This is a genomic window from Klebsiella sp. 2019SCSN059, assembly GCF_021739525.1.
GTDB lineage: Bacteria > Pseudomonadota > Gammaproteobacteria > Enterobacterales > Enterobacteriaceae > Klebsiella > Klebsiella quasipneumoniae.
The window spans coordinates 1-25,236 of the sequence record NZ_JAKKOM010000003.1 but is presented as its reverse complement, the minus strand read 5'-3'; the positions used below and the strand labels follow the sequence as shown (position 1 = coordinate 25,236).

Genomic DNA, 25,236 nt, shown 5'->3' with positions numbered 1-25,236 from the left:
TCAATAACTCAACTGGAGGGCGTTATGCCTGACAACAAAAAACAAGGGCGTTCAAACAAGACCATGACGTTCTTCGTCTGTTTCCTCGCCGCGCTGGCTGGCCTGCTGTTCGGCCTTGATATCGGTGTTATTGCGGGTGCGTTACCCTTTATTGCCAATGAGTTCCAGATTTCCGCTCACACTCAGGAGTGGGTGGTCAGCTCCATGATGTTCGGCGCCGCCGTCGGTGCGGTCGGCAGCGGCTGGCTCTCCTTCAAACTGGGCCGTAAAAAGAGCCTGATGATCGGCGCCATCCTCTTCGTCGCCGGCTCTCTGTTCTCCGCCGCCGCGCCAAACGTCGAGATCCTGCTGGTTTCCCGCGTGCTGCTGGGCCTGGCGGTGGGCGTCGCCTCCTACACCGCGCCGCTGTATCTGTCGGAAATCGCTCCGGAGAAAATTCGCGGCAGTATGATTTCCATGTACCAGCTGATGATCACCATCGGTATTCTTGGCGCCTACCTCTCCGACACCGCTTTCAGCTACAGCGGCGCATGGCGCTGGATGCTCGGCGTAATCATTATTCCGGCGGTATTGCTGCTGATCGGCGTTATCTTCCTGCCGGACAGCCCGCGCTGGTTCGCCGCTAAACGTCGCTTTGTCGATGCCGAGCGCGTGCTGCTGCGCCTGCGCGATACCAGCGCCGAAGCGAAACGCGAACTCGACGAGATCCGCGAAAGCCTGAAGGTAAAACAGTCCGGCTGGTCGCTGTTTAAAGACAACAGCAACTTCCGCCGCGCGGTGTTCCTCGGCATTCTGCTGCAGGTGATGCAGCAGTTCACCGGGATGAACGTCATCATGTACTACGCGCCGAAGATCTTTGAGCTGGCGGGCTATGCCAACACCACCGAGCAGATGTGGGGGACGGTGATCGTCGGCCTGACTAACGTGCTGGCTACCTTTATCGCCATCGGTCTGGTCGACCGCTGGGGCCGTAAACCGACGCTGATCCTTGGCTTTATCGTCATGGCCGCGGGGATGGGCGTGCTGGGCAGCATGATGCACATCGGCATTCACTCCTCAACCGCCCAGTACATCGCCGTCCTGATGCTGCTGATGTTTATCGTCGGTTTCGCCATGAGCGCCGGCCCGCTGATTTGGGTACTGTGTTCCGAAATCCAGCCGCTGAAAGGCCGCGACTTCGGTATCACCTGCTCCACGGCGACCAACTGGATTGCCAACATGATTGTCGGGGCCACCTTCCTGACCATGCTCAATTCGCTGGGCAGCGCCAACACCTTCTGGGTGTACGGCGGTCTGAACGTGCTGTTTATCCTGCTGACGCTGTGGCTGATCCCGGAAACCAAAAACGTCTCGCTGGAACATATCGAACGCAACCTGATGCAGGGTCGTCCGCTGCGCGAGATCGGCGCCCGCGATTAACCCGCCTGAGCTTCCTCCCCTCGCGGGAGGAAGCTTCCTCTTGCTCTCCCCCCTCCGCCGCACTATCCTCTGGCGCTATGAAAACACCCCGTATTCCCATCGCTATTCAGCAGGCCGTGATGCGCAGCCTGCGGGAGCATCTCGCCAAAGCGAACCTCAAGCTGGAACGCCGCTACGCGGAGCCGACACTGGTCTACCAGCAGCGCGGTACCTCCGCCGGCACCGCCTGGCTGGAGAAAAACGAAATTCGTTTAAACCCGGTGCTGCTGCTGGAGAATCAGCAGGAGTTTATCGATGAAGTGGTGCCCCATGAGCTGGCGCACCTGCTGGTGTGGCAACACTTTGGCCGGGTAGCCCCGCACGGCAAAGAGTGGAAATGGATGATGGAGAGCGTCCTGGGCGTTCCCGCGCGTCGCACCCACCGTTTTGAACTTGATTCGGTCCGCCAGAATACCTTCCCCTACCGCTGCCGCTGCCAGCAGCATCAGCTCACCGTTCGTCGCCATAACCGGGTGGTGCGCGGCGAAGCCACTTACCGCTGCGTGCGCTGCGGCGATCTGCTGGTGGCTGAAAAATAACCATTGGAATTAATTAGAAACTTTCTGATCTGACTGATTGCATCCGGCACCCTCATTCGCTACGTTGCGGGCTCGTTTTGACACGGAGTGAACGATGTCCCGTATGCATGTTTTAGCCGTTGCAGTATTGTGCACGGCAGTGAGTGGCCCGCTTGCGGCCGCCGAAATTACCAGTTTTTCCCAGGCCAAGGCCGCTGGCGTCAAAGTAAACGCCGACGTTCCCGGCGACTTTTACTGCGGCTGTAAAATTGACTGGCAGGGTAAAAAAGGCGTTATCGATCTGGAATCTTGCGGCTATAAAGTGCGTAAAAATGAGAACCGCGCCAGCCGGGTTGAATGGGAACACGTGGTGCCGGCGTGGCAGTTCGGCCATCAGCGCCAGTGCTGGCAGGAGGGTGGACGTAAAAACTGCGCCAAAGATCCGGAGTACCGCAAGATGGAAAGCGACATGCACAATCTGCAGCCGGCGGTGGGAGAAGTGAATGGCGATCGCGGCAACTTTATGTACAGCCAGTGGAACGGCGGTGAAGGCCAGTACGGCCAGTGCACCATGAAGGTCGATTTTAAAGATAAAATCGCCGAGCCCCCTGCCCGCGCACGCGGCGCCATCGCCCGCACCTACTTCTATATGCGCGACCGCTACCAGCTGAATCTTTCCCGCCAGCAAACTCAGCTGTTTACCGCCTGGAATAAACAGTACCCGGTCACCGCCTGGGAGTGTGAACGCGATGAACGCATCGCGAAAGTACAGGGCAACCATAATCCGTATGTCCTGCAGGCTTGCCAGGCGCAAAAGAGCTAACCTACACTAGCGGCAATTGTTAATTTGCAGCCCTGTGCTTCCCGCCCAATGGCGGGAAGCTGGCATCTGCGCAAAGAACGGAATATCAAGCATGCGCATTCCTCGCATCCATCATCCAGAACGCCTCATTGTCGGCAGCCTGATCGCGTTGAGCGATGACGCGGCCAACCACGTCGGCCGCGTCCTGCGCATGACCGCTGGTCAGCACCTTCAGCTCTTCGACGGCAGTAACCAGGTGTTTGACGCCGTCATCACCGAGGCCGGTAAGAAAAACGTCGCGGTTGAAGTCCTCAGTGGCGAACCCGACGATCGGGAATCGCCGCTGCATATCCATTTAGGCCAGGTGATGTCCCGCGGCGAAAAAATGGAATTCACCATCCAGAAATCGATCGAACTCGGGGTAAGCCTCATAACGCCACTGTTTTCCGAGCGCTGCGGCGTTAAACTGGACGCCGAACGTTTGCAGAAAAAGATCCAGCAGTGGCAGAAAATCGCTATTGCCGCCTGCGAACAGAGCGGTCGTAACGTGGTACCGGAAATTCGTCCGGCGATGCAGCTGGAGGAGTGGTGCGCCGAGCAGGACAGCGGGCTGAAGCTCAACCTGCACCCGCGCGCCAGCGCCAGCATTAACACGCTGCCGCTGCCGGTTGAACGCGTCCGTCTGCTGATTGGCCCGGAAGGCGGGCTGTCGGCTGAAGAGATAGCGATGACCGCGAAATACCAGTTTACTGATATCCTGTTGGGACCGCGCGTTCTGCGTACAGAGACTACTGCGCTCACCGCCATCACCGCCCTGCAGGTGCGTTTTGGCGACTTAGGTTGAGGCGTTAACGGAGAAGAACCATGATCAAGCTCGGCATCGTGATGGATCCCATCGCAACCATCAACATCAAGAAAGACACCAGCTTCGCTATGTTGCTGGAGGCGCAGCGTCGCGGCTATGAACTCCATTACATGGAGATGAACGACCTCTATTTGATCAACGGCGAAGCCCGCGCCCGGACGCGCACGCTGAGCGTCGAACAGAACTACGACAAATGGTATGACTTCACCGGCGAACAGGACCTGCCGCTGGCGGATCTTGACGTCATTCTGATGCGTAAGGATCCGCCGTTTGATACCGAATTTATTTATGCGACCTATATTCTGGAGCGAGCGGAAGAGAAAGGCACGCTTATCGTCAACAAGCCGCAGAGCCTGCGCGACTGTAACGAGAAGCTGTTCACCGCCTGGTTCTCCGAGCTGACCCCGGAAACGCTGGTCACCCGTAATAAAGCCCAGCTGAAAGCCTTCTGGGAAAAGCACGGCGATATCATCATGAAGCCGCTCGACGGCATGGGCGGCGCCTCTATTTTCCGCGTCAAAGCCGGCGATCCGAACCTTGGGGTGATCGCCGAGACGCTGACCGAGCTGGGCAGCCGCTACTGCATGGCGCAGAACTATCTGCCAGCCATTAAAGATGGCGACAAGCGCGTGCTGGTGGTGGATGGCGAGCCGGTGCCTTACTGCCTGGCGCGCATTCCGCAGGGCGGCGAGACCCGCGGCAATCTGGCCGCCGGCGGCCGCGGCGAAGCTCGCCCGCTAACCGAAAGCGACTGGGACATCGCCCGCCGCGTCGGCCCGACGCTGAAGGCCAAAGGTCTTATCTTCGTCGGCCTGGATATCATCGGTGACCGTCTGACGGAAATTAACGTCACCAGCCCCACCTGCGTACGTGAGATCGAAGCCGCCTTCCCGGATATTTCGATCACCGGCATGCTGATGGACGCTATCGAAAGACGTCTCGCCCGATAAGCACTACGGCGGACGAACGTCCGCTCAGGGCACAGCGAGCGCGGATCGCCGCGCTGGTGAAACCCTTCCAGCCAGGCGCCGCTCAGGCGCCTGCCAGATAAAGTGCATCGACACCATTCTACTTTGCCCGCATACTGGGTGTTGCTTTTTGAACCAGGAACAGAACCTCTGACAATGAATTTACAGCATCACTTTCTGATTGCCATGCCTGCGCTTCAGGACCCCATTTTCCGCCGCTCCGTGGTCTATATCTGCGAGTATAACGACGAGGGTGCCATGGGCATTATTATCAATAAGCCGCTGGAAAATCTGCAGGTGGAAGGGATCCTTGAGAAGCTCAAAATTGTCCCGGAGCCGCGTAATCCGGAGATCCGCCTGGATAAACCGGTGATGCTGGGCGGCCCGCTGGCGGAAGACCGCGGCTTTATTTTACATACCCCGCCCTCTGACTTTTCCTCAAGCATCCGTATCTCGGATAACACGGTGATCACCACCTCGCGGGATGTCCTCGAAACCTTAGGCACCGACCGGCAGCCGGGCAACGTGCTGGTTGCGCTGGGCTACTCCTCGTGGGAGAAAGGGCAGCTGGAGCAGGAGATTTTAGATAATGCCTGGCTCACCGCCCCGGCGGACCAGAATATTCTTTTCCGTACGCCCATCGCCGATCGCTGGCGCGAGGCGGCTAAACTGATTGGCATCGACATCGTGACGATGCCAGGCGTCGCGGGGCATGCATGATGAGCGGAACCTTTCTCGGCTTTGATTTCGGGACGAAAAGCATCGGTGTGGCGGTGGGGCAACGCATCACCGCCACCGCCCGGCCACTGCCGGCGCTGAAGGCGCAGGACGGTAAACCGGACTGGAATATCATCGAAAAACTGCTTAAGGAGTGGCAGCCTGAGGCGGTGATCGTCGGCCTGCCGCTGAATATGGACGGCACCGAGCAACCGCTGACGGCGCGCGCACGTAATTTCGCCAATAAAATTCATGGCCGCTTTGGCGTCGCGATCCTTCTCCACGATGAACGTCTGAGTACGGTTGAGGCCCGGGCGGGCCTGTTCGAACACGGCGGCTATCGGGCGCTGAATAAAGGCAGCGTCGATTCGGCCTCTGCGGTGGTCATTCTGGAAAGCTACTTCGAGCAGAGCTTTTAAGCTCTGTCTTCTGCGCCGCCGGCGAACCGCTAACGGCGCAGATCCTCCCGCCTAGTGGCGCAGATGTTCGTTAGCCCAGCTCACCGCCTGGGTGCGATTCTTAACGCTCAGCTTACGGAACACGTTATACAGGTGCGTCCGCACCGTGTTCTCGCTGATAAACAGCGCGCGGGCAATATCCAGGTTGGTCGCGCCGCAGCGCAGTTCGTTGAGGATCTCGCATTCTCGTTCGGTCAGCGGCGAGTTTTCAACCGGCGCCGATGTATGGTCCGCAGCGTACATCGCCGGGTGCATCACGCTCAATTCAGCCGTCTGTTCGCCGTTCAGCACGGCCTTGACGCCCTCAATTAAGCGCGATTCATCATCGTCATGGCGGAACACGCCATATAAAGCCGGCCACTGCGCCATTTCGTATAACTCATACTTTTGCGCGCTGTTGATAATCAGCAAGCGGGGATTATCTGACTGCAGCCGAATAATATCTCGCCACACCCCGTTTAATTTCTTATTTGAAACGGCGATATCAAATAATATTACAGAGTCCTTCGCCAGTCGCTGCGCCAGCGGTTTATTAATATTTTGTAAAACTACCGGTGCCATCAGGGTTTCGCTGAGATAGCTGGCAAAGGCTTTACTCTGGATTGACGGGTGGGTAATAAATGTAACCTGACGAGAAGATGATGAATTTCCATTTAAATTAATCACTTAAAACTCTCCTTAGCTGCTATCCACCGTCATGGTGGTTAAATGAATAAAAAAATATACAATCAGTCATGAATTTATAAATAGCCTTAGCAATTTACAAATTGAAACGTTATTCCATGAGAATCATCCTATTCCCGTAAACAGCATAAATCGAATACCGCAAAGCTGTCAAAAGGTAATCAAACTTTTTTCCTGGAAATGCGTATTCACTGTCGAAATATCTCAGCTGAATGTCTTATTTGAATTTATTCAGAAAGATTATTTGTATTATCAAATAATATCCAGAAACAGTATTTAAACATTCAGTTAACACATCATTTTAACCACCCAACCCGCTTCACGCCCCCCTTACAGCTGGCCTGTGGCCACACGTTGCTGAAAACTCTGGGTAAATGTCAGCATTCCGGCCTGCATCCCGGTCTGCATAACACCGGGCAGCTGGTGCACTTTTCCTTCGCGGATCAAATTCGCCACCGCCGGCGTATTGACCAGAAGCTCGTATAGCGCAACTCTACCGCCCTGACGTGCGGGTAATAATTTTTGCGCCAGCACCGCGCACAGGCTTCCGGCCAGCTGACTCCGAACCTGATCTTTCTCCTCTGCCGGAAAGACATCGATCAATCTCTCCACCGCCGGCGCCGCGCCGCGGGTGTGTAATGTCGCCATCACCAGATGCCCGGTTTCCGCAGCCGTCAACGCCAGACGGATGGTTTCGCTGTCGCGTAACTCCCCAAGCAGGATCACATCCGGATCCTGGCGCAGCGCCACCCGAAGCGCCGCGGAGAACGAAGGACAGTGACGGCCAATCTCCCGCTGCTGGATCAGGCAGCGCTCGCTGTGATGAATAAACTCCACCGGATCCTCCAGCGTCAGAATATGGCCATCAAGATGCTGGTTGAGATGCCCGACCATCGCCGCCAGGGTAGTCGACTTGCCGCTGCCCGTCGCCCCGGTGACCAGCAGCAAGCCACTCTCTTCCGCCAGTAGTTCGCTTAGCGCAGGCGGCGCGCCCAGCGTCTCCAGACGCGGGCACTGGACGGGCAGCAGGCGCAGCACCAGCGATATTCCGCGCGTATGGGCGAAAGCGCTGGCGCGTAGCCGCGAACCGCAGGCCAGAGTCAGCGCAAAGTCAATCTGGCCGTGCTCCTGCCAGTGCTGGAACTGTGCGGCATCGAGCCAGTCGTTGAGTAAATCCGCGATATCCGGCGCGGGAAAGGGAGCGGCCTCCAGCTTGCCCTGCCGCCGCCAGCGCGGTGCGGCGGAATTGCACAGGTGTAGATCGGAGACATTATGCTTTACACTAAGGGCTACGATTTCTTCCAGCTTCATAACTCATCCTCGGAATATGAACGATATTGCGCATAACCTGGCACAGGTCCGGGACAAAATCTCCGGTGCCGCCGCCCGTTGCGGGCGTGCGCCAGAAGAAGTGACATTGCTTGCAGTGAGTAAAACGAAACCTGCGAGCGCGATCGAAGAAGCCATCGCGGCAGGCCAGCGGGCATTTGGTGAAAACTACGTCCAGGAGGGCGTGGAGAAGATTAACCATTTCCAGCAGGCAGGCGTCAGCGGTCTGCAGTGGCACTTTATTGGCCCCCTGCAGTCCAACAAAAGCCGGCTGGTGGCCGAACATTTTGACTGGTGCCACACCGTCGATCGGTTGAAAATCGCCACCCGCCTGAACGAGCAGCGCCCGGCGCATTTGCCGCCGCTGAAGGTACTGATTCAAATCAACATTAGCGATGAGCAGAGTAAATCCGGCATCCCGCTGGAAGCGCTCGATGCCTTGGCGGCGGAGATCGCTGAGTTACCTCATCTGGAGCTGCGCGGCCTGATGGCGATCCCCGCGCCTGAGTCAGAATATGTAAGGCAGTTTGCCGTCGCCCAGCAAATGGCGGTAGCATTTGCGCGGTTAAAAACGCGGTACCCCACGGTCGATACGTTGTCTCTGGGAATGTCGGACGATATGGAAGCCGCTATCGCGGCGGGAAGCACAATGGTGCGCATCGGCACGGCCATTTTTGGTGCGCGCGACTACAGCAAATAATAAGGAATCTGAGGAACGCCATGAAGACGTTGACTTTCCTGCTTTCAACGGTCATTGAGCTTTACACGATGGTCGTGTTGTTACGCGTCTGGATGCAGTGGGCGCGCTGCGACTTTTACAACCCGTTTTCGCAGTTTGTGGTAAAGGCCACGCAGCCGATTGTCGGGCCGCTGCGCCGGATTATCCCGGCAATGGGGCCGATTGACAGCGCCTCGCTGCTGGTGGCATTCATCCTCTGCGTCATCAAAGCGATCGTACTGTTTATGGTGATCACCTTCCAGCCGATCATCTGGATCTCCGCTCTGCTTATTCTGCTGAAAACCATCGGCTCGCTGATCTTCTGGGTGCTCCTGCTGATGGCGATCATGAGCTGGGTCAGCCAGGGACGCAGCCCGGTGGAGTATGTGCTGATGCAGCTGGCGGACCCGCTGCTGCGCCCTATCCGCAACCTGCTGCCGTCGATGGGCGGTATCGATTTCTCACCGATGGTGCTGGTGCTGCTGCTGTACGTGATCAATATGGGTATCGCCGAGGTGCTGCAGGCCACCGGTAACGTACTGCTGCCGGGGCTGTGGATGGCGCTATGAGTGCCGTTGAAAGCTGCGCTGACGGGCTGGTGCTGAGGCTGTATATTCAGCCGAAGGCCAGCCGCGACAGCATCGTGGGCGTGCATGGCGACGAGCTCAAAGTCGCCATTACCGCCCCGCCCGTTGATGGCCAGGCCAATGCCCATCTGGTGAAATTTCTCGCCAAACAGTTCCGCGTCGCCAAAAGCCAGGTACTGATTGAAAAAGGCGAGCTGGGCCGCCATAAGCAAGTTAAAATCATCGCCCCACAACAGATCCCGACTGCGGTCGCGGCGCTAACTGAATAAACAGGATTCATCATGCAAAAAGTCGTCCTCGCTACCGGCAACGCCGGTAAAGTGCGCGAACTGGCCTCGCTGCTGGAAGATTTTGGTCTCGATATCGTCGCTCAGACCGAGCTGGGCGTCGAGTCTGCGGAAGAGACCGGCCTGACCTTTATTGAAAACGCGATTCTGAAGGCGCGTCATGCGGCGCAGATCACCGGCCTGCCGGCTATCGCCGACGATTCCGGTCTGGCCGTCGATGCCCTGGGCGGCGCGCCGGGCATCTACTCCGCCCGCTATGCCGGCGTCGACGCCAGCGACCAGCAGAACCTTGAGAAACTGCTCGACGCCCTGCAGGACGTGCCGGACGACCAGCGCCAGGCGCAATTCCACTGCGTACTGGTCTATCTGCGCCATGCCGAGGATCCCACGCCGCTGGTGTGCCACGGCAGCTGGCCTGGGGTGATCGCCCGGAAAGCCGCGGGTCAGGGCGGTTTCGGCTACGACCCGATCTTCTTCGTCCCGTCAGAAGGAAAAACCGCGGCCGAACTGAGCCGTGAAGAAAAGAGCGCCATTTCCCATCGCGGGCAAGCGCTGAAATTGTTACTGGAAGCATTACGTAATGGCTAATTTGCCGCCGCTGAGTCTCTATATCCATATTCCCTGGTGCGTGCAGAAATGCCCGTACTGCGACTTTAATTCGCATGCGCTGAAAGGCGAAGTGCCGCACGATGACTACGTCCAGCATCTGCTGAACGATCTGCGGGCCGATGCGCAGTATGCCCAGGGACGGGAAATAGGCACCATTTTTATCGGCGGCGGTACGCCGAGCCTGCTGTCCGGCCCGGCCATGCAAACCCTGCTCGATGGCGTCCGCACCTGCCTGCCGCTGGCCGCCGGGGCGGAAATCACCATGGAAGCCAACCCGGGCGCCGTGGAGGCCGATCGCTTCGTTGATTACCAGCGCGCCGGGGTGAATCGCATCTCCATCGGCGTACAAAGCTTTAGCGAACCGAAGCTGCAGCGGCTGGGGCGGATCCACGGCCCGGAAGAGGCCAAACGCGCGGCACGCCTCGCCAGCGGCCTGGGCCTGCGCAGTTTCAATCTCGACCTGATGCACGGTTTGCCGGACCAGTCTCTGGAGGAGGCGCTGGACGATCTGCGTCAGGCCATTGCTCTCAACCCGCCGCATCTCTCGTGGTACCAGCTGACCATTGAGCCGAACACCTTGTTCGGCTCCCGGCCGCCGGTGCTGCCGGATGACGACGCGCTATGGGATATTTTCGAGCAGGGGCATCAGCTGCTGAACGCCGCCGGCTACCAGCAGTACGAGACTTCCGCTTACGCCAAACCGGGCTATCAGTGTCAGCATAATCTCAATTACTGGCGCTTTGGCGACTACCTTGGCATCGGCTGCGGCGCGCACGGCAAGATAACCTTCCCGGACGGGCGCATTCTGCGTACTGCCAAAACCCGCCACCCGCGCGGCTATATGGAAGGCCGCTACCTCGAACGTCAGCATGATGTGGAAGAGGCGGATAAACCGTTTGAGTTCTTTATGAACCGTTTTCGCCTGCTGGAGGCCGCGCCGCGCGCGGAATTCCGCCGTTATACCGGTCTTGATGAAGCGGCGATCCGTCCGCAGCTGGACGCGGCGATAGCTCAGGGCTATCTCCAGGAAGACGAGCAGAACTGGCAGATCACCGAGCATGGAAAGCTGTTTTTAAATTCTCTTCTCGAACTATTCCTTAGCGAATAAATATCGTTATCCCATTCCCGCCAGGCAGAGTGCGGGAATGGGAATAACTCGATTCCTCCGCCATATATACCCTATTATATCCGACTCATTCTTATTAAATATTCCACCCTCAAATTAATTTGCATTAATTAATACAAGCCAAATATCAATCCAGCAATAAGATCGGTTATTTCCTTACCTCATTGCCAGAAAGTGTGAGTCAGGTAGCTTAAAGATGTACGACAACAAAGATAATATGTCATACAGAAATAAAGCATGATGCTAAAGATATTGACCAATTATCCCAAGTGCATGGAGCCAACTCATGAAAAAATATCCTTTTTCTCGTTCTCTGGTAGGTATAGCTTTACTGGCCCTACTCTCCGCAGGGGCCGTCGCGGCTGAAAAAGTCACGTTAAAACTGGCACATAACCTTGAGCGCAGCCATGTGGTGCATCAGGCGCTGGAGGAGATGTCCAGAGAGGTAAACCAGCTTTCTGACGGTAAGATGAAGATTCGTATTTACCCCAGTAGTCAGATGGGCAGCGCGCGCGAGACCATGGAGTTATTACAAAATGGCGCGCTGGATATGACCAAAGGTTCCGCCAGCGATCTGGAGTCTTTCGATAATATTTATGCCATTTATAATTTACCCTTCCTGTTTAACGACCAGAATCACTTCAATAAAGTCGTCTTCGGCGAGGTAGGCAAGGAAATAATGAACTCGACGAAAGAGAAAGGATTCTTTGCCCTTTCCGCTTATGTCGCCGGGACGCGAAGCTTTTATGCCAAAAAGCCCATTACTAAACCGGAAGATTTAAAAGGACTGAAGATCCGCGTCCAGGCCAGTCCGACAACGTTAAAAATGGTCGAATTAATGGGCGGTTCCCCGACCCCCATCTCCTTCGGTGAAGTTTATACCGCCATGCAGCAGGGGGTGGTTGACGGCGCGGAAAATAACGTTCCCTCCTGGGTGCAGACGCGCCATATCGAAATCGCGAAAGTATTCTCTGAAGATGAGCACGCCTCCATCCCTGACTTCCTCGTTATCTCCAGCAAAACCTGGGACAAGCTGACGCCGGATCAGCAGCACATTCTGATCAAAGCGGCGAAAGCCTCAGAGATTTATCAGCAACAGCTGTGGCGGAAGATCGATGCCGATACCCGCGCGCAGGCCAAAGCCCTGGGCGGCGAAATTATCAAAGTAGATAAAGCGCCGTTCCGCGCCGCCGTGCAGCCGCTATACGATGACTTTAAAAAAGATCCCAGCCAGGCCGCCCTGCTGGCCAAATTTAAAGCTGCCGCGGAATAACCTTTAACGGGCCGGCCGCTGGCCCGTTTGCACCAGGAAATCAACGATGATACTTAACCGCATTAAGCTGGCGGTGGACCGCACCATCGCCGCCTTCTCTGTCGCTGTAATGATTGCGCTGGTTGTCTGCGTCGTCTGGCAGGTATTCAGCCGCTACGTGCTCAACCAGCCAAGCACCCTGACCGACGAGCTGGCGCGCTTCTTAATGATCTGGGTCGGGCTACTGGGCGCGGCCTATACCGTCGGCGCCCAGCGTCATCTGGCGATTGATTTACTCACCATGACGCTCTCTCCCCGCAGGCAGGCGCTTTACAGCGTCATCATTAACCTGCTGATCCTGCTGTTTGCCGGCGCAGTGATTGTGACCGGCGGCGTAAAACTGATTGCAAAAACGCTGTCGACCGCCCAGGTCTCAGCCGCGATGCAGATCCCTATGGGCTACGTGTATCTGATCCTGCCGCTCACCGGCATCATGATGATGTTTTACGCATTGTGTTTTATCAGTAACGGCCTGAAAAACATCAAACATGCAGAATAAGGAGCACTCATGGATAGCTATATTGCACTGACGCTGTTTGGCGCTTTCTTTATTCTGGTTTTTATTGGCGTTCCCATCTCCTTCGCCATCGGTATCGCTACCGTTGGTTCGATGCTGCTGATGTTTCCCTGGGATATCGCGGTGATTACCGTGTCTCAACGCCTGGCGAACGGGCTTGATAACTTCGCGCTGCTGGCCATCCCCTTTTTTATCTTTGCCGGAACCCTGATGAACAGCGGCGGGATTGCCATACGTTTAATCAATCTGGCGCAGGTGATGGTCGGACGCGTGCCGGGCTCTCTGGGCCACGTCAACGTGCTGGCCAATATGATGTTCGGCTCGATTTCCGGTTCAGCCGTCGCCGCCGCCGCGGCGGTAGGCGGCACGCTGAATCCCATTCAGACGCAGAAAGGCTACGATCCGACCTTTTCCACAGCGGTAAACGTCTCATCCTGCATCACGGGTCTGCTTATTCCGCCGTCAAACGTCCTGATCGTCTTTTCCCTGACCGCAGGCGGCGTCTCGGTGGCCTCGCTGTTTATGGCCGGCTATTTGCCGGGCATCCTGATGGGCCTGGCTATTATGCTGGTCTGCGGCTGCATCGCTAAACGCCGCGGCTATCCGGTTTCCGAACGGCCGACCTGCGCCCAGGCGGCAAAGGCCTTTTTCGACGCCCTGCCCAGCCTGCTGCTGGTCATCATTGTGATGGGCGGGATCCTTGGCGGCATTTTTACCGCGACGGAAGCCTCTGCCATCGCCGTGGTCTACACCTTTATCCTGTCGGTACTGATCTATCGGGAAGTGAAGTGGCGCGATCTGCCGAAGCTGATTCTGGAATCGGTAGTCATGACCTCTATTGTGCTGCTGCTGATTGGCTTTTCGGTGGGCATGTCGTGGGCGATGACCAACGCCGACATTCCCTACATGATAAGCGATGCGCTAATGGGGGTGTCGGAAAACCCGGTGGTGATCCTGATGTTGATAAATATTGTGCTGCTAATCGTCGGCATTTTTATGGATATGACCCCAGCGGTGCTGATTTTCACGCCGATATTTCTGCCCATTGCTGAGGATTTGGGCATGAACCCGGTTCATTTCGGCATCATGATGGTCGCTAACCTGTGCATCGGACTGCTGACCCCGCCGGTAGGCAGCGCGCTGTTTGTCGGCTGCTCCATTTCAGGGGTGAAAATTCAGCAGCTCATCAAACCGTTGCTGCCGTTCTACGCCGCCCTGCTGATCGCGCTGATGATGATTGTTTATATCCCGCCGATCTCGCTGTTTATTCCACAGCTGCTGGGGCTGATGTAGGGTTTTGCCCAGGAGAAGGGGCTCTCCTCCCTGAGGAAAAACGAGCGTTAGCCCCCGTGCTAACGCTTCTGCCCGGGCGGCGCTTAGCGCCCTGCCCGTCAGGCAAAAATCTTCAATATCAGAACATTGTGTCATCCGACAAGCCTATACCCGCCAGGCGCAGCCGGGCCATTCCGAACCTGATTCGGCTACTTAAGGACCCCGTCGCGGCGCATCTTCTCCAGCCCCTCCTGCCAGTATTTTTCGTCGCGAGCCAAATCCCGATAGCGTATCTCCAGCGCCATCAGCTGAGCGCTCAGTTCGCCTTTTTGCTTCTGCAGAGGCGCTATCTTTTTATCGCGCGCGGCCATCTCCGCTTTGATATTTTCACTCATCTCTTTATGCTGGCGATAATAGTTACGCTTCTGCTCATTCAGCACAGCATCGCGCTCGGCGCGCAGCGGCCCGGCATCGCAAACCGCTTTTTTCTGACAGGCGGTCAGGGCGGGTTCATAGATAGTTTTGTAGTAATGATTCTCGAATTTCAGCGGATCGTTTTGCCGATCTACTTCATACATTTTTTCCAGCATCGCCTGCTGCACGTCGCTGCGATCGAGCGGCTTGCCGTTCGCATCCGTACCCCATGAACGGTTAATCTGCTCCTCTAACGCGGCGATCTCGGTTTTCAGCGCATCCTGTTGCACTTGCAACGTCTTCATCGTGGCTTTGCTGGCGGCAAAGCTGGCGTTAATTTTGGCAAATTGCGCCATAAATTTGTGGTCATTAACGATCAGGTTTTTACTTTCATCCCCTCCGATTTCCTTCAAGGTTCTCCCGCCCCTCTTCGCCGCCATTTGCAGCGAAAAGAATTCGGTCTGCCAGCCGGAGTCTTTGGTCCCTACCGCGGTCATCATGGCGGAGAACTTTACCGGCCGCCCCCTGGTCCAGACTCGCTCATAAAAAAAGTAATCTCCTGCGACGCCGACGCAAATATAGAGATCTTCCGCGGCGGCCATATCGCCTTCCAGCATATAGGTCGCCTGATTTCCCCTGGCGTCGAGCTGCTTTAGCGTCACACGTTGCAAGCGCATAATCCCGCCAGTCTGTTCAGCAAACTGCTTTTTCACCACGTCGTCTGTTGGCGTGTTGGCATCCGCCAGCACGTAACAAGGGGAAGCGATCATCAGGACGGTGAGCGTTTTCCATGCCTCTTTCATCAGCAAATTCCTTTTATGAATACAGCAGGCATCATAAGGCGTTCGCCACAGCAGGCAGGATAAATGAAATCTGATTTTGCTACCTGCGGACGCAGGTAGCGGGATGTAACTTACTTTAACGAGCCCACCAGCGCTTTGCGGCTGTCCTCAAGGGAGACCACTCGGCTGCAGACGTCTTTACCAAACTGCTGGAAATCGGCCTCCTGGTTTTTCCACTCGTCCTGAATCGCGGTTTGCAGACCACCGAGGCTGCCGAGAATGCCCTGCAGCGGGTTGCCGCCGCCTTTGAGCACCGCTTTCGCCCCCATCTCGTTAATGCTGTCCTGCAGAATGCCGCCCATCGCCTGATTCACCAGCTGCTGGCCGTCGGCGCGCACCTGGTCGATGGCTTTATAGTGGAAGGTCAGGCCATCGCTGCGGCGCTCAATGATGCGGTTCATCTGTTCTTTCAGCTGCGCGTCCAGCTTAGTCAGACGACCGTGCATACTGCTGTCGGCGCCGACCTGTTCGGTAATGATTTTATCCAGCGCCTTGCGGCCTTTTTCGACTCGCGAACGCGCGCCTTCGTCAATCCACGGCAGGCTGCTGCGCAGACCGGCCTGATAATCCTGGGCCTGCTCGCGCTGGGCGGCGCTGAGGGCATAGGCCTTGCCGTTAAAGGTCAGGTTACCGTCCGGTTTGATCACCAGATTGCCATTTTCCCCTTTCACCTGGACCTGCTGCGGGGTGAGGATCACATCGTCACGCGGCGTGACGCTACACTGGTAGTCTGCATGGGCAGACAAAGCGGTGACGGAGAGCGCCACCGCCAGCAGCGTTTTACGCATCATAAAACTCCCTTAAGACAAAACGGGCCGGCAGTTGCCGACCCTTGTCAAACTTAGTCCCACCAGACGTCAAAAAGTTCGCTGGTGCGCACATCCTCTAACTTACGCGCTTCCAGCCATTGGCGCACGATGGCCTGATGCTCTTCGGTGCATTTACCGATCTCCTGCATGCAGATCAGCCCCTCCCAGGAGAGATAGCCGCTGCCGTCAAAGGCCAGCTTGTTCGGCTCAATCACCTCTTCGATCAGATCGTTGACCGTCTGGTCGATCTGTTCTTCGCTGGTCCCTTCCGGGAAACGCCAGGCGACGGAGAAGCCTAACTCCTGAAACTCGTCGATATGCATTTTTTTCCGCAGACGACGGCTACGATTCTTGGCCATTATTTCACCCTCTCGAACATTAAGTCCCATACGCCGTGGCCGAGACGATGGCCACGCTGTTCAAATTTGGTTACCGGGCGCGATTCCGGGCGCGGTACGTAATCGTTGCTTGCCGACTGGTTACGGTACCCTTCCAGCGAGGACATCACTTCCAGCATATGGACGGCATAGGCTTCCCAGTCGGTCGCCATATGGAAGACGCCGCCGAGCTTCAGTTTACTTTTCACCAGCTCGGCGAAAGGCGGCTGCACGATACGACGTTTATTATGACGCGCTTTGTGCCACGGGTCAGGGAAAAACAGCTGCACCATATTCAGCGAGTTATCCGGAATCATAGTGTGCAGCACTTCCACCGCATCGTGACACATCACGCGCAGGTTTTGCACACCTTCTTCTTCGGCCGAGGCCAGACAGGCGCCGACGCCCGGGGAGTGCACTTCGATGCCGAGGAAATTCTGTTCCGGTTTGGCTTTTGCCATCGCCACCAGCGAGGCGCCCATCCCGAAGCCAATTTCGAGGGTGACCGGCGCTTCGCGGCCAAACAGGGCGGCGAAATCGAGCGGCGCATCGTTGAATTCAACGCCCATCACCGGCCAAATGTTATCCAGCGCATGCTGCTGCCCTTTCGTCAGGCGGCCCTGGCGACGGACGAAGCTACGAATACGGCGCAGCGGACGGCCGTTTTCATCAAATTCCGGAGAGATGACGTCGTTTTTCATAAAAGTTAGGTCTGCTAGTGAAAGTGTTCGGAAAACGGGCATTATCCAAAGTTACCCGGCGGATGCAAGGGTTTACAGCCACTCGGCCTTGTGCTGCAATCTGCCACCCTGTAATCGCGATCCCGGAGCCGTAGCTTTGACTTTTCTCGCCACGCAATTTTCAGCCCAGGTCCTGGACTGGTACGACAAATACGGGCGTAAAACCCTGCCCTGGCAAATCGCCAAGACGCCCTACAAAGTATGGCTCTCCGAAGTGATGTTGCAACAAACCCAGGTGACCACGGTTATCCCGTATTTTGAACGCTTTATGGCGCGTTTCCCCACGGTGGTCGATCTCGCCAACGCGCCGCTGGATGAGGTGCTGCACCTGTGGACCGGACTGGGTTACTACGCGCGGGCGCGCAACTTACACAAAGCGGCGCAGCAGGTGGCGGCGCAGCACGGCGGCGAATTCCCGCAGACCTTTGACGAAGTGGCGGCGCTTCCCGGCGTCGGGCGCTCAACGGCGGGGGCCATTTTATCCCTTTCGCTCGGTCAGCATTATCCGATTCTCGACGGCAACGTGAAGCGCGTGCTCGCCCGCTGCTATGCTGTCAGCGGCTGGCCGGGGAAAAAAGAGGTGGAAAAACGGCTGTGGGAGATCAGCGAAGCGGTCACGCCGGCGAAGGGCGTGGAGCGCTTTAACCAGGCGATGATGGATCTCGGGGCGATGGTCTGCACCCGATCGAAGCCGAAGTGCGAACTGTGCCCGCTGAGCAACGGCTGCGTGGCCTACGCCAATCATTCATGGGCAGAATATCCGGGCAAAAAACCGAAGCAGACCATTCCGGAACGCACCGGCTATTTCCTGCTGATGCAGCACGGCGACGAGGTGTTTCTCGCCCAGCGTCCGCCGGTGGGCCTGTGGGGCGGATTGTTCTGTTTTCCGCAGTTTGCCGACGAAGCGGGCCTGCGCGAGTGGCTGGCACAGCGCCAGATTAAGGCCGATAATCTGACGCAGCTCACCGCTTTTCGCCACACTTTCAGCCATTTCCATCTGGATATTGTGCCGATGTGGCTTACAGTGCACTCATCTGGCGCATGCATGGATGAAGGCAACGCACTCTGGTATAACTTAGCGCAGCCGCCGTCGGTCGGTCTGGCGGCCCCCGTGGAGCGTTTGTTGCAACAGTTAAAAGCCGGAACGCCGGTATAAATTTTCGGCTATCAAAGAGGATTGATTATGAGCAGAACCATTTTTTGTACCTTCCTGCAGCGTGAAGCGGACGGCCAGGATTTTCAGCTGTATCCGGGCGAACTCGGGAAGCGCATTTACAACGAAATCTCCAAAGAAGCCTGGGCACAGTGGCAGCACAAGCAGACCATGCTGATCAACGAGAAAAAGCTCAGCATGATGAACCCGGAGCACCGCAAGCTGCTGGAGCAGGAGATGGTGCAGTTCCTGTTTGAAGGGAAAGACGTGCACATCGAAGGCTATACGCCGCCGGAAAAACAGTAAGGGCCCTGCGGCCTTTTAAAAACAAACACAACACGCACGCCCGGAATGATGAAAAAATACTTAGCGCTCGCGCTGATTGCGCCGTTGCTCGTTTCGTGTTCCAGCTCCAATAAAAAAGGCGCCGAATACAACGAGGCCTGGGTCAAGGATACCAACGGTTTTGATATCCTGATGGGCCAGTTTGCCCACAACATCGAGAACATTTGGGGGTACAACGAAGTCCTGCTCGCCGGGCCGAAGGACTACGTCAAATACACCGACCAGTATCAAACCCGCAGCCACATCAACTTCGATGAAGGGACAATCACCGTCGAGACCATCGCCGGCACCGATCCGCGCGGACGACTGCGCCAGGCGATCGTCAAAACCCTGCTGATGGGCGATGACCCCAACTCCATCGACCTCTATTCCGATGTCGATGACATTCAGATCTCCAAAGAGCCGTTCCTCTATGGCCAGGTGGTGGATAACACCGGGGTATCGATTCGCTGGGAGTGGCGCGCCGCGCGCTTTGCCGACTATCTGCTGCAAACCCGCCTGAAGAGCCGCAACAACGGCCTGCGCGTGATCTACAGCATCACCATCAACCTGGTGCCGAACCACCTCGACAAACGTGCGCATAAATACCTCGGCATGGTGCGTCAGGCCTCGCGTAAGTATGGGGTTGATGAGTCGCTGATCCTCGCGATTATGCAGACCGAATCCTCCTTTAACCCTTATGCGGTCAGCCATGCCGACGCCATGGGGCTGATGCAGGTGGTCCAGCACAGCGCCGGCAGAGACGTCTTCCGTTCCCAGGGTAAATCGGGCCTGCCAAGCCGCAGCTATCTGTTCGACCCGGCGAATAACATTGACACCGGTACCGCCTACCTGGCGATGCTGAACAATGTCTACCTCGCCGGCATCGATAACCCCACCTCGCGTCGCTACGCGGTGATCACCGCCTATAACGGCGGCGCCGGCAGCGTGCTGCGGGTCTTCTCCAGCGATAAAGTCCAGGCGGCCAATATCATCAACAGCATGGCGCCAGGGGACGTCTACCAGACCCTGACCACCCGCCATCCGTCGGCGGAATCGCGCCGCTATCTGTATAAAGTTAACACAGCGCAGAAAAGCTACCGCCGTAAATAACCCCCTCCTGACACCGGCCTCAGCCCCGCGCTGAGGCCGCGTTTTTTCTGCGCCATACGGTGCAATATCTTTCGGTTTTCTGCGGCAGTTAACAGAAGCCTTCGGTTGGCGAATGATAGAATCGCATCAAAATAACGGGTTTAATGTTATTTAAAAAACATAACAAGCCCACATTCGTGAGGATAACTACATGAATCTTAAGCTGCAGCTCAAAATACTGTCGTTCCTGCAGTTCTGTCTTTGGGGGAGCTGGCTTACCACGCTTGGCTCATACATGTTTGTCACCCTGAAGTTTGACGGCGCAGCAATCGGCGCGGTTTATAGCTCGCTCGGTATCGCCGCGGTGCTGATGCCGACGCTGCTCGGCATCGTCGCCGACAAGTGGATTAGCGCCAAATGGGTGTATGCCGTTTGTCACCTGGTGGGTGCGCTGACGCTGTATCTGGCGGCGCAGGTCACCACGCCGGGCGAAATGTTCCTCGTGATCCTGCTTAACTCGCTGGCCTATATGCCGACGCTGGGGCTGATTAACACCATCTCTTACTATCGCCTGCAGTCTGCGGGGCTGGATATCGTTACCGATTTTCCGCCGATCCGTATCTGGGGCACTATCGGCTTTATCTTCGCCATGTGGGGCGTCAGCTTCTCCGGCTTTGAGCTGAGCCATATGCAGTTGTACATCGGTGCGACGTTGTCGGTATTGCTGGCGCTGTTCACCCTGACGCTGCCGACGATCCCGGTGGCTAACGCCCAGCGTAATCAAAGCTGGACGGAGATGCTGGGGCTTAACGCTTTCGCGCTGTTTAAAAACAAGCGCATGGCAATCTTCTTTATCTTCTCAATGATGCTCGGCGCCGAGCTGCAAATCACCAACATGTTCGGTAATACCTTCCTGCACAGCTTCGATAAAGATCCGCTGTTTGCCGGCAGCTTTATCGTCGAACACGCCTCGGTGCTGATGTCGATCTCGCAGATCTCCGAGACCCTGTTTATCCTGACCATCCCGTTCTTCCTCAGCCGCTACGGCATTAAGAACGTCATGCTGATGAGTATCGTGGCGTGGATGCTGCGCTTCGGCCTGTTCGCCTTTGGCGACCCGACGCCGCTCGGCACCGTGCTGCTGGTACTGTCGATGATCGTCTACGGTTGCGCCTTCGACTTCTTCAACATCTCCGGTTCAGTGTTCGTTGAGAAAGAGGTGCGCCCGGAAATCCGCGCCAGCGCCCAGGGGATGTTCCTGATGATGACCAACGGCTTCGGCTGTATTCTCGGTGGCATGGTGAGCGGCAAAGTGGTGGAGCACTTTACCGTCGAAGGGATCACTAACTGGCAGAGCGTGTGGCTGATTTTCGCCGGCTATTCGCTGGCGCTGGCTTTTGCCTTCGTGGCGCTGTTCAAATACAAACACGTCAGACAGCCGACCGCCGCGCAGCAGAGCGCGTGATCGGCAAAAGTAAAACGCCCCGCCTGTTCGGCGGGGCGTTTTTTTATCCCTTCAACACGTAGCCATACAGCCGCTTAATGCCGTCCGGATCCGTCTCGCTATAGACTCCCTGCAGCTCCGGCGAGAAGCCCGGCAGCATATTGACCCCCTCCTCCAGCGCGAGGAAATAGCGCAGCACAGCGCCCCCCCAGACCTCACCGGGCACCACGCATAATACCCCCGGCGGATACGGCAGCGCCCCTTCCGCCGCGACGCGGCCCTCCGCCTCGCTCAGACGCACCAGCTCCACGTCGCCGCGGATAAATTCGCGGTTGGCATCCTGGGGATTCATCACCACCCGCGGGAAGCTCCGTTTACGGAACATCTCTTTTTGCAGGCTCTTCACGTCAAAGCTGACGTACAGATCGTGCATCTCCTGGCACAACTCGCGCAGGGTATAGTCGCGATAGCGCACCGGATATTTGTTGTAGATGGTCGGCAACACATCGGCCAGCGGCGTATCCGCTTCAATATGCTGTTCAAACTGCCCCAGCATCGCCACCAGCTGCGCCATTTTTTCGGCGCTTTCCGCCGGCGTCAGCAGGAACAGAATCGAGTTGAGATCGCACTTCTCCGGCACGATGCCGTTTTCCCGCAGGTAATGCGCCAGAATGGTCGCCGGGATGCCGAACTCACTGTACTCCCCGCTCTCCGCGTCGATGCCAGGGGTGGTCAACAACAGCTTGCACGGGTCGACAAAATACTGGTCGTCGGCATAGCCCTCGAAACCATGCCAGCGCGCGCCCGGTTCGAAGCTGAAGAAACGACGCTCCCTGGCGATCGCTTCGGTCGGGTGATCCTGCCACGGGCGCCCCGCCACCATCGGCGGAATAAAGGGCTGAATCATCTTACAGTTGGCGATGATCGCTTTGCGCGCCTCGATGCCCAGCGCCACGCACTCGGCCCACAGGCGGCGGCCGCTCTCGCCTTCGTGAATTTTGGCGTTGACGTCCAGCGCGGCGAACAGCGGATAAAACGGGCTGGTGGAGGCATGCAGCATAAAGGCGTTATTCAGCCGTTTGTGCGGACAGAAGCGCGCCTGGCCGCGCAGATGGTTATCCTTTTTATGGATCTGCGACGTCTGCGAGAAACCGGCCTGCTGCTTGTGTACGGACTGGGTGACAAAAATGCCCGGATCGTCCGGCGTCAGCTCCAGCAGTAGCGGCGAACAGTCGGCCATCATCGGGATAAACTGCTCATAGCCCACCCACGCCGAGTCGAACAGGATGTAATCGCAGAGGTGGCCGATTTTATCGACCACCTGGCGGGCGTTATAGACCGTGCCGTCATAGGTCCCGAGCTGGATCACCGCCAGGCGAAACGGGCGAGCGGCCGTGGCTTTCTCTGGCGCCGCTTCGCGGATGAGATCCCGCAGGTAGCGCTCATCAAAGCAACGCTCGTCAATGCCGCCGATAAAGCCGAACGGATTGCGCGCGGCTTCAAGATAGACAGGCGTCGCCCCCGCCTGAATCAGCGCCCCGTGATGATTTGACTTGTGGTTGTTGCGATCGAACAGCACCAGATCGCCGCGGGTCAACAGCGCGTTGGTCACAACTTTGTTGGCCGCCGAGGTGCCGTTAAGGACGAAGTAGGTTTTATCCGCATTAAAGACCTTCGCGGCGAACTTCTGCGCATGCTTGGCCGACCCTTCGTGGATCAGCAGATCGCCTAATTTTACGTCGGCGTTACACATATCGGCGCGAAAGACGTTTTCGCCAAAAAAGTCATAGAACTGACGGCCTGCGGGGTGCTTTTTGAAAAAGGCCCCGTGCTGGTGTCCCGGACAGGCAAAAGTGCTGTTATCCATTTCGACGTACTGGGTCAGCGTATTGAAAAACGGCGGCAGCAGACGCGCTTCATAATCGCAGGCCGCCGCTTCCAGCTCGAGCCACTCCTGATCTTTACCGGCGATCACCGCCTGTACCCCCTCCGGCTTATCGACCGCCGTCTCGCTCAGCAGGTAGACCGGCAGGTTAAATCCGCTACGCCTGAGGAGGGCAAGGATACCGCTGCGACTGTCCGCCGCGGTGATGACGACTGCCGCCACATCGGTAAAATCGGTACTGTCCAGCGCCACAACGCGACGGTGGGTGGACAAGCGGGTGACCAGCTCGCAGCTGGCGGCAATGTGCATGGATTTCATAAGCGCAAATGCCCGTATCGGGAGTGTAAAAATCTCAGACAAGGGAAACCTTGCCCAACGATGTGTCCGGGTCTGACGGATTCAGCTCCGACCGCCGGACATCAGTAAAAGCAGACGCGTCCGATCTTACTGTTGCCCTACAGTGAGCATACGTGTCCTTCACCGCATGGTGAACGAAGGGGTAAGCGTAGCAAGATGAGGCAGCCCACGCATCTGTGCGCGGCGTCGCTGGCGAGGTAATGGCAGTGTCGTCATCGGCGGCCTCATATCAGGGAGGAGAAAATTCGCGCAATCATGGCACCTTTCACTGACAGGCGCAAGATGAAAACCGTATGCACTTATATCACGGATACACAAGCTTTCACGGCGGGTTAACGTCATAATCAGTCGGTTATCAGGGATATTTAACAGGAGTCAGCGTGGTTACAGGACCTTTTATTAATGCCAGCGCGGTGCTGGTCGGCGGCGTGTTAGGCGCCTTACTCAGCCAGCGGTTGCCGGAACGGATCCGCACATCCATGACCTCAATTTTTGGCCTGGCGTCATTAGGCATCGGTATTTTGCTGGTGATTAAATGCGCCAATCTGCCGGTGATGGTGCTGTCGACCCTGGTGGGAACGCTGCTCGGCGAAATATGCAATATGGAAAAAGGCATAAATACGCTGGTCAGTCAGCTTCAGCAGTTGCTGTCATCGAAGGGTAAGAAAAAGGCCTCGGCGCATGACTCCTATATTCAGAGCTATGTGGCGATTATCGTCCTGTTCTGCGCCAGCGGCACCGGCGTCTTCGGCGCCATGCGCGAAGGGATGACCGGCGACGCCAGCATTCTGATTGCCAAAGCGTTTCTTGATTTTTTCACCGCCACCATTTTCGCTTGTACCCTGGGCATTGCCGTCGCCGCCATCAGCGTACCGATGCTACTTATCCAGCTGTCTCTCGCGGCCTGCGCGGCGATCATTATGCCGCTCACCACGCCGATGATGCTGGCGGATTTCAGCGCCGTCGGCGGTATGCTGCTGGTGGCCACCGGGCTGCGCATCTGCGGAATAAAAATGTTTGCCGTGGTGAATATGCTGCCTGCGCTGGTGCTGGCGATGCCGATTTCAGCGGCCTGGACGCTGTTTTTTGCCTGAAGACGCGTGCTTTTAGCGCAATGTGGTGATAGATTGTTCAGTCTGCTGCAAAACAGATAAATTTCGTTGACGAGGCGCGGCGATTACGGTTTAATGCGCCCCGTTGCCCGGATAGCTCAGTCGGTAGAGCAGGGGATTGAAAATCCCCGTGTCCTTGGTTCGATTCCGAGTCCGGGCACCACTATTTAAAGAACCCGCCCAAAAGGCGGGTTTTTGCTTTTCTGCATCCGGACTCTCCATCGAACTCCGTTCGATTATTCGCCGCACAGCGGCTCACCCCTTCGGGGCCAGCGCGACACGCGCGCTGTTCAACGCCTGCGGCGTTAGTCCGAGTCCGGGCACCACTTATTCAGAGAACCCAGCCTATGGCTGGGTTTTTGCTTTTCTGCATCCGGACTCTTCATCGAACTCCGTTCGATTATTCGCCGCACAGCGGCTCACCCCTTCGGGGCCAGCGCGACACGCGCGCTGTTCAACG

At 56.9% G+C, this 25,236-nt stretch carries 27 protein-coding genes and 1 tRNA gene; 21 read left to right on the top strand and 7 right to left on the bottom strand.

Annotation, left to right across the window (positions count from 1 at the left end; all coding sequences use genetic code 11):
- Window positions 1-24 precede the first annotated feature (24 nt).
- From L2I46_RS04680 to ruvX, 7 genes are all read left to right on the top strand, one after another.
- Window positions 25-1,419 (top strand): sugar porter family MFS transporter, encoded by a 1,395-nt coding sequence (locus tag L2I46_RS04680; RefSeq protein ID WP_004205171.1) that lies wholly within the window; start codon window positions 25-27, stop codon window positions 1,417-1,419.
- A gap of 77 nt (window positions 1,420-1,496) precedes the next feature.
- Window positions 1,497-1,997 (top strand): SprT family zinc-dependent metalloprotease, encoded by a 501-nt coding sequence (locus tag L2I46_RS04675; protein ID WP_032428989.1) that lies wholly within the window; start codon window positions 1,497-1,499, stop codon window positions 1,995-1,997.
- A 94-nt stretch (window positions 1,998-2,091) separates the two neighbouring features.
- Window positions 2,092-2,799 (top strand): deoxyribonuclease I, encoded by a 708-nt coding sequence (gene endA / locus L2I46_RS04670; protein WP_032454045.1) that lies wholly within the window; start codon window positions 2,092-2,094, stop codon window positions 2,797-2,799.
- A 91-nt stretch (window positions 2,800-2,890) separates the two neighbouring features.
- On the top strand, window positions 2,891-3,622 hold the full coding sequence (gene rsmE / locus L2I46_RS04665) for a 16S rRNA (uracil(1498)-N(3))-methyltransferase (RefSeq protein ID WP_023290991.1): 732 nt from the start codon (window positions 2,891-2,893) through the stop codon (window positions 3,620-3,622).
- Between the two features lie 20 nt (window positions 3,623-3,642).
- Entirely contained in the window at window positions 3,643-4,593 is a 951-nt protein-coding gene (gene gshB, locus L2I46_RS04660; protein ID WP_004205176.1) for a glutathione synthase, read from the top strand.
- Between the two features lie 174 nt (window positions 4,594-4,767).
- The gene (locus L2I46_RS04655; RefSeq protein ID WP_002916603.1) at window positions 4,768-5,331 is read left to right on the top strand and encodes a YqgE/AlgH family protein; all 564 of its coding nucleotides are present in this window, start codon (window positions 4,768-4,770) and stop codon (window positions 5,329-5,331) included.
- Window positions 5,331-5,747: a Holliday junction resolvase RuvX gene (gene ruvX / locus L2I46_RS04650; protein ID WP_004205178.1), complete on the top strand. Its 417-nt coding sequence runs from the start codon at window positions 5,331-5,333 to the stop codon at window positions 5,745-5,747. The genes L2I46_RS04655 and ruvX overlap by 1 nt, the downstream gene beginning before the upstream one ends.
- A gap of 51 nt (window positions 5,748-5,798) precedes the next feature.
- Here ruvX and L2I46_RS04645 read toward each other — a convergent pair whose 3' ends face one another.
- The gene (locus L2I46_RS04645) at window positions 5,799-6,452 is read right to left on the bottom strand and encodes a LuxR C-terminal-related transcriptional regulator (protein ID WP_032454048.1); all 654 of its coding nucleotides are present in this window, start codon (window positions 6,450-6,452) and stop codon (window positions 5,799-5,801) included.
- A 348-nt stretch (window positions 6,453-6,800) separates the two neighbouring features.
- Window positions 6,801-7,781 carry a type IV pilus twitching motility protein PilT gene (locus tag L2I46_RS04640; RefSeq protein ID WP_032454049.1) on the bottom strand — a complete coding sequence of 327 codons (981 nt, stop codon included), beginning with the start codon at window positions 7,779-7,781 and terminating at the stop codon, window positions 6,801-6,803.
- Window positions 7,782-7,797: 16 nt separating this feature from the next.
- On the opposite strand from L2I46_RS04640, the gene L2I46_RS04635 reads away from it, so the two are divergent.
- The 8 genes from L2I46_RS04635 (at window position 7,798) to L2I46_RS04600 (ending at window position 14,248) form a co-directional block, all read left to right on the top strand.
- Window positions 7,798-8,499 carry a YggS family pyridoxal phosphate-dependent enzyme gene (locus tag L2I46_RS04635; protein ID WP_004205181.1) on the top strand — a complete coding sequence of 234 codons (702 nt, stop codon included), beginning with the start codon at window positions 7,798-7,800 and terminating at the stop codon, window positions 8,497-8,499.
- A gap of 20 nt (window positions 8,500-8,519) precedes the next feature.
- A complete protein-coding gene (locus L2I46_RS04630) occupies window positions 8,520-9,086 on the top strand; it encodes a YggT family protein (protein ID WP_002916613.1) in 567 nt (188 codons plus the stop codon).
- Entirely contained in the window at window positions 9,083-9,373 is a 291-nt protein-coding gene (gene yggU / locus L2I46_RS04625) for a DUF167 family protein YggU (RefSeq protein ID WP_004205183.1), read from the top strand. The genes L2I46_RS04630 and yggU overlap by 4 nt, the downstream gene beginning before the upstream one ends.
- A gap of 12 nt (window positions 9,374-9,385) precedes the next feature.
- Window positions 9,386-9,979 (top strand): XTP/dITP diphosphatase, encoded by a 594-nt coding sequence (locus L2I46_RS04620; protein WP_023290995.1) that lies wholly within the window; start codon window positions 9,386-9,388, stop codon window positions 9,977-9,979.
- Window positions 9,972-11,108 (top strand): radical SAM family heme chaperone HemW, encoded by a 1,137-nt coding sequence (hemW, locus tag L2I46_RS04615; protein ID WP_236947578.1) that lies wholly within the window; start codon window positions 9,972-9,974, stop codon window positions 11,106-11,108. The genes L2I46_RS04620 and hemW overlap by 8 nt, the downstream gene beginning before the upstream one ends.
- A gap of 304 nt (window positions 11,109-11,412) precedes the next feature.
- A complete protein-coding gene (locus L2I46_RS04610) occupies window positions 11,413-12,399 on the top strand; it encodes a TRAP transporter substrate-binding protein (RefSeq protein WP_236947577.1) in 987 nt (328 codons plus the stop codon).
- A gap of 46 nt (window positions 12,400-12,445) precedes the next feature.
- Window positions 12,446-12,937, top strand: coding sequence for a TRAP transporter small permease (locus tag L2I46_RS04605; protein ID WP_072420608.1), 492 nt, complete (start codon window positions 12,446-12,448; stop codon window positions 12,935-12,937).
- A 9-nt stretch (window positions 12,938-12,946) separates the two neighbouring features.
- Window positions 12,947-14,248, top strand: a complete 1,302-nt coding sequence (locus tag L2I46_RS04600) for a TRAP transporter large permease (protein WP_032454052.1) — start codon at window positions 12,947-12,949, stop codon at window positions 14,246-14,248.
- Between the two features lie 188 nt (window positions 14,249-14,436).
- Here the strand turns inward: L2I46_RS04600 and L2I46_RS04595 are convergent, their stop codons facing one another.
- From L2I46_RS04595 to trmB, 4 genes are all read right to left on the bottom strand, one after another.
- Window positions 14,437-15,444, bottom strand: coding sequence for a DUF1202 family protein (locus L2I46_RS04595; protein ID WP_236947576.1), 1,008 nt, complete (start codon window positions 15,442-15,444; stop codon window positions 14,437-14,439).
- Window positions 15,445-15,554: 110 nt separating this feature from the next.
- The gene (locus tag L2I46_RS04590) at window positions 15,555-16,274 is read right to left on the bottom strand and encodes a DUF2884 domain-containing protein (RefSeq protein ID WP_032428990.1); all 720 of its coding nucleotides are present in this window, start codon (window positions 16,272-16,274) and stop codon (window positions 15,555-15,557) included.
- 50 nt (window positions 16,275-16,324) lie between these two features.
- Window positions 16,325-16,651 (bottom strand): YggL family protein, encoded by a 327-nt coding sequence (locus tag L2I46_RS04585; protein ID WP_023291003.1) that lies wholly within the window; start codon window positions 16,649-16,651, stop codon window positions 16,325-16,327.
- On the bottom strand, window positions 16,651-17,370 hold the full coding sequence (gene trmB / locus L2I46_RS04580; RefSeq protein ID WP_004205192.1) for a tRNA (guanosine(46)-N7)-methyltransferase TrmB: 720 nt from the start codon (window positions 17,368-17,370) through the stop codon (window positions 16,651-16,653). Before trmB ends, L2I46_RS04585 begins: the two co-directional genes overlap by 1 nt.
- Window positions 17,371-17,506: 136 nt before the next feature.
- Between trmB and mutY the strand changes: the two genes are divergently transcribed.
- The 4 genes from mutY to L2I46_RS04560 all read left to right on the top strand — a co-directional run bounded on the left by mutY (window position 17,507) and on the right by L2I46_RS04560 (window position 21,443).
- Window positions 17,507-18,565, top strand: coding sequence for an A/G-specific adenine glycosylase (gene mutY, locus L2I46_RS04575; RefSeq protein ID WP_023291004.1), 1,059 nt, complete (start codon window positions 17,507-17,509; stop codon window positions 18,563-18,565).
- 27 nt (window positions 18,566-18,592) lie between these two features.
- Window positions 18,593-18,868, top strand: a complete 276-nt coding sequence (locus tag L2I46_RS04570) for an oxidative damage protection protein (protein ID WP_004105744.1) — start codon at window positions 18,593-18,595, stop codon at window positions 18,866-18,868.
- 48 nt (window positions 18,869-18,916) lie between these two features.
- Window positions 18,917-19,999 (top strand): membrane-bound lytic murein transglycosylase MltC, encoded by a 1,083-nt coding sequence (gene mltC, locus L2I46_RS04565; RefSeq protein WP_105490952.1) that lies wholly within the window; start codon window positions 18,917-18,919, stop codon window positions 19,997-19,999.
- A 190-nt stretch (window positions 20,000-20,189) separates the two neighbouring features.
- Window positions 20,190-21,443 carry a nucleoside permease gene (locus tag L2I46_RS04560; protein ID WP_102002330.1) on the top strand — a complete coding sequence of 418 codons (1,254 nt, stop codon included), beginning with the start codon at window positions 20,190-20,192 and terminating at the stop codon, window positions 21,441-21,443.
- Window positions 21,444-21,486: 43 nt separating this feature from the next.
- Here the strand turns inward: L2I46_RS04560 and L2I46_RS04555 are convergent, their stop codons facing one another.
- A complete protein-coding gene (locus L2I46_RS04555) occupies window positions 21,487-23,625 on the bottom strand; it encodes an ornithine decarboxylase (RefSeq protein ID WP_023291006.1) in 2,139 nt (712 codons plus the stop codon).
- 419 nt (window positions 23,626-24,044) lie between these two features.
- Here L2I46_RS04555 and L2I46_RS04550 point away from each other — a divergent pair, with 419 nt between their 5' ends.
- Window positions 24,045-24,758: a DUF554 domain-containing protein gene (locus L2I46_RS04550; protein WP_102002879.1), complete on the top strand. Its 714-nt coding sequence runs from the start codon at window positions 24,045-24,047 to the stop codon at window positions 24,756-24,758.
- Between the two features lie 105 nt (window positions 24,759-24,863).
- A tRNA-Phe gene (locus tag L2I46_RS04545) sits at window positions 24,864-24,939 on the top strand.
- The last annotated feature ends 297 nt before the right edge of the window (window positions 24,940-25,236 follow it).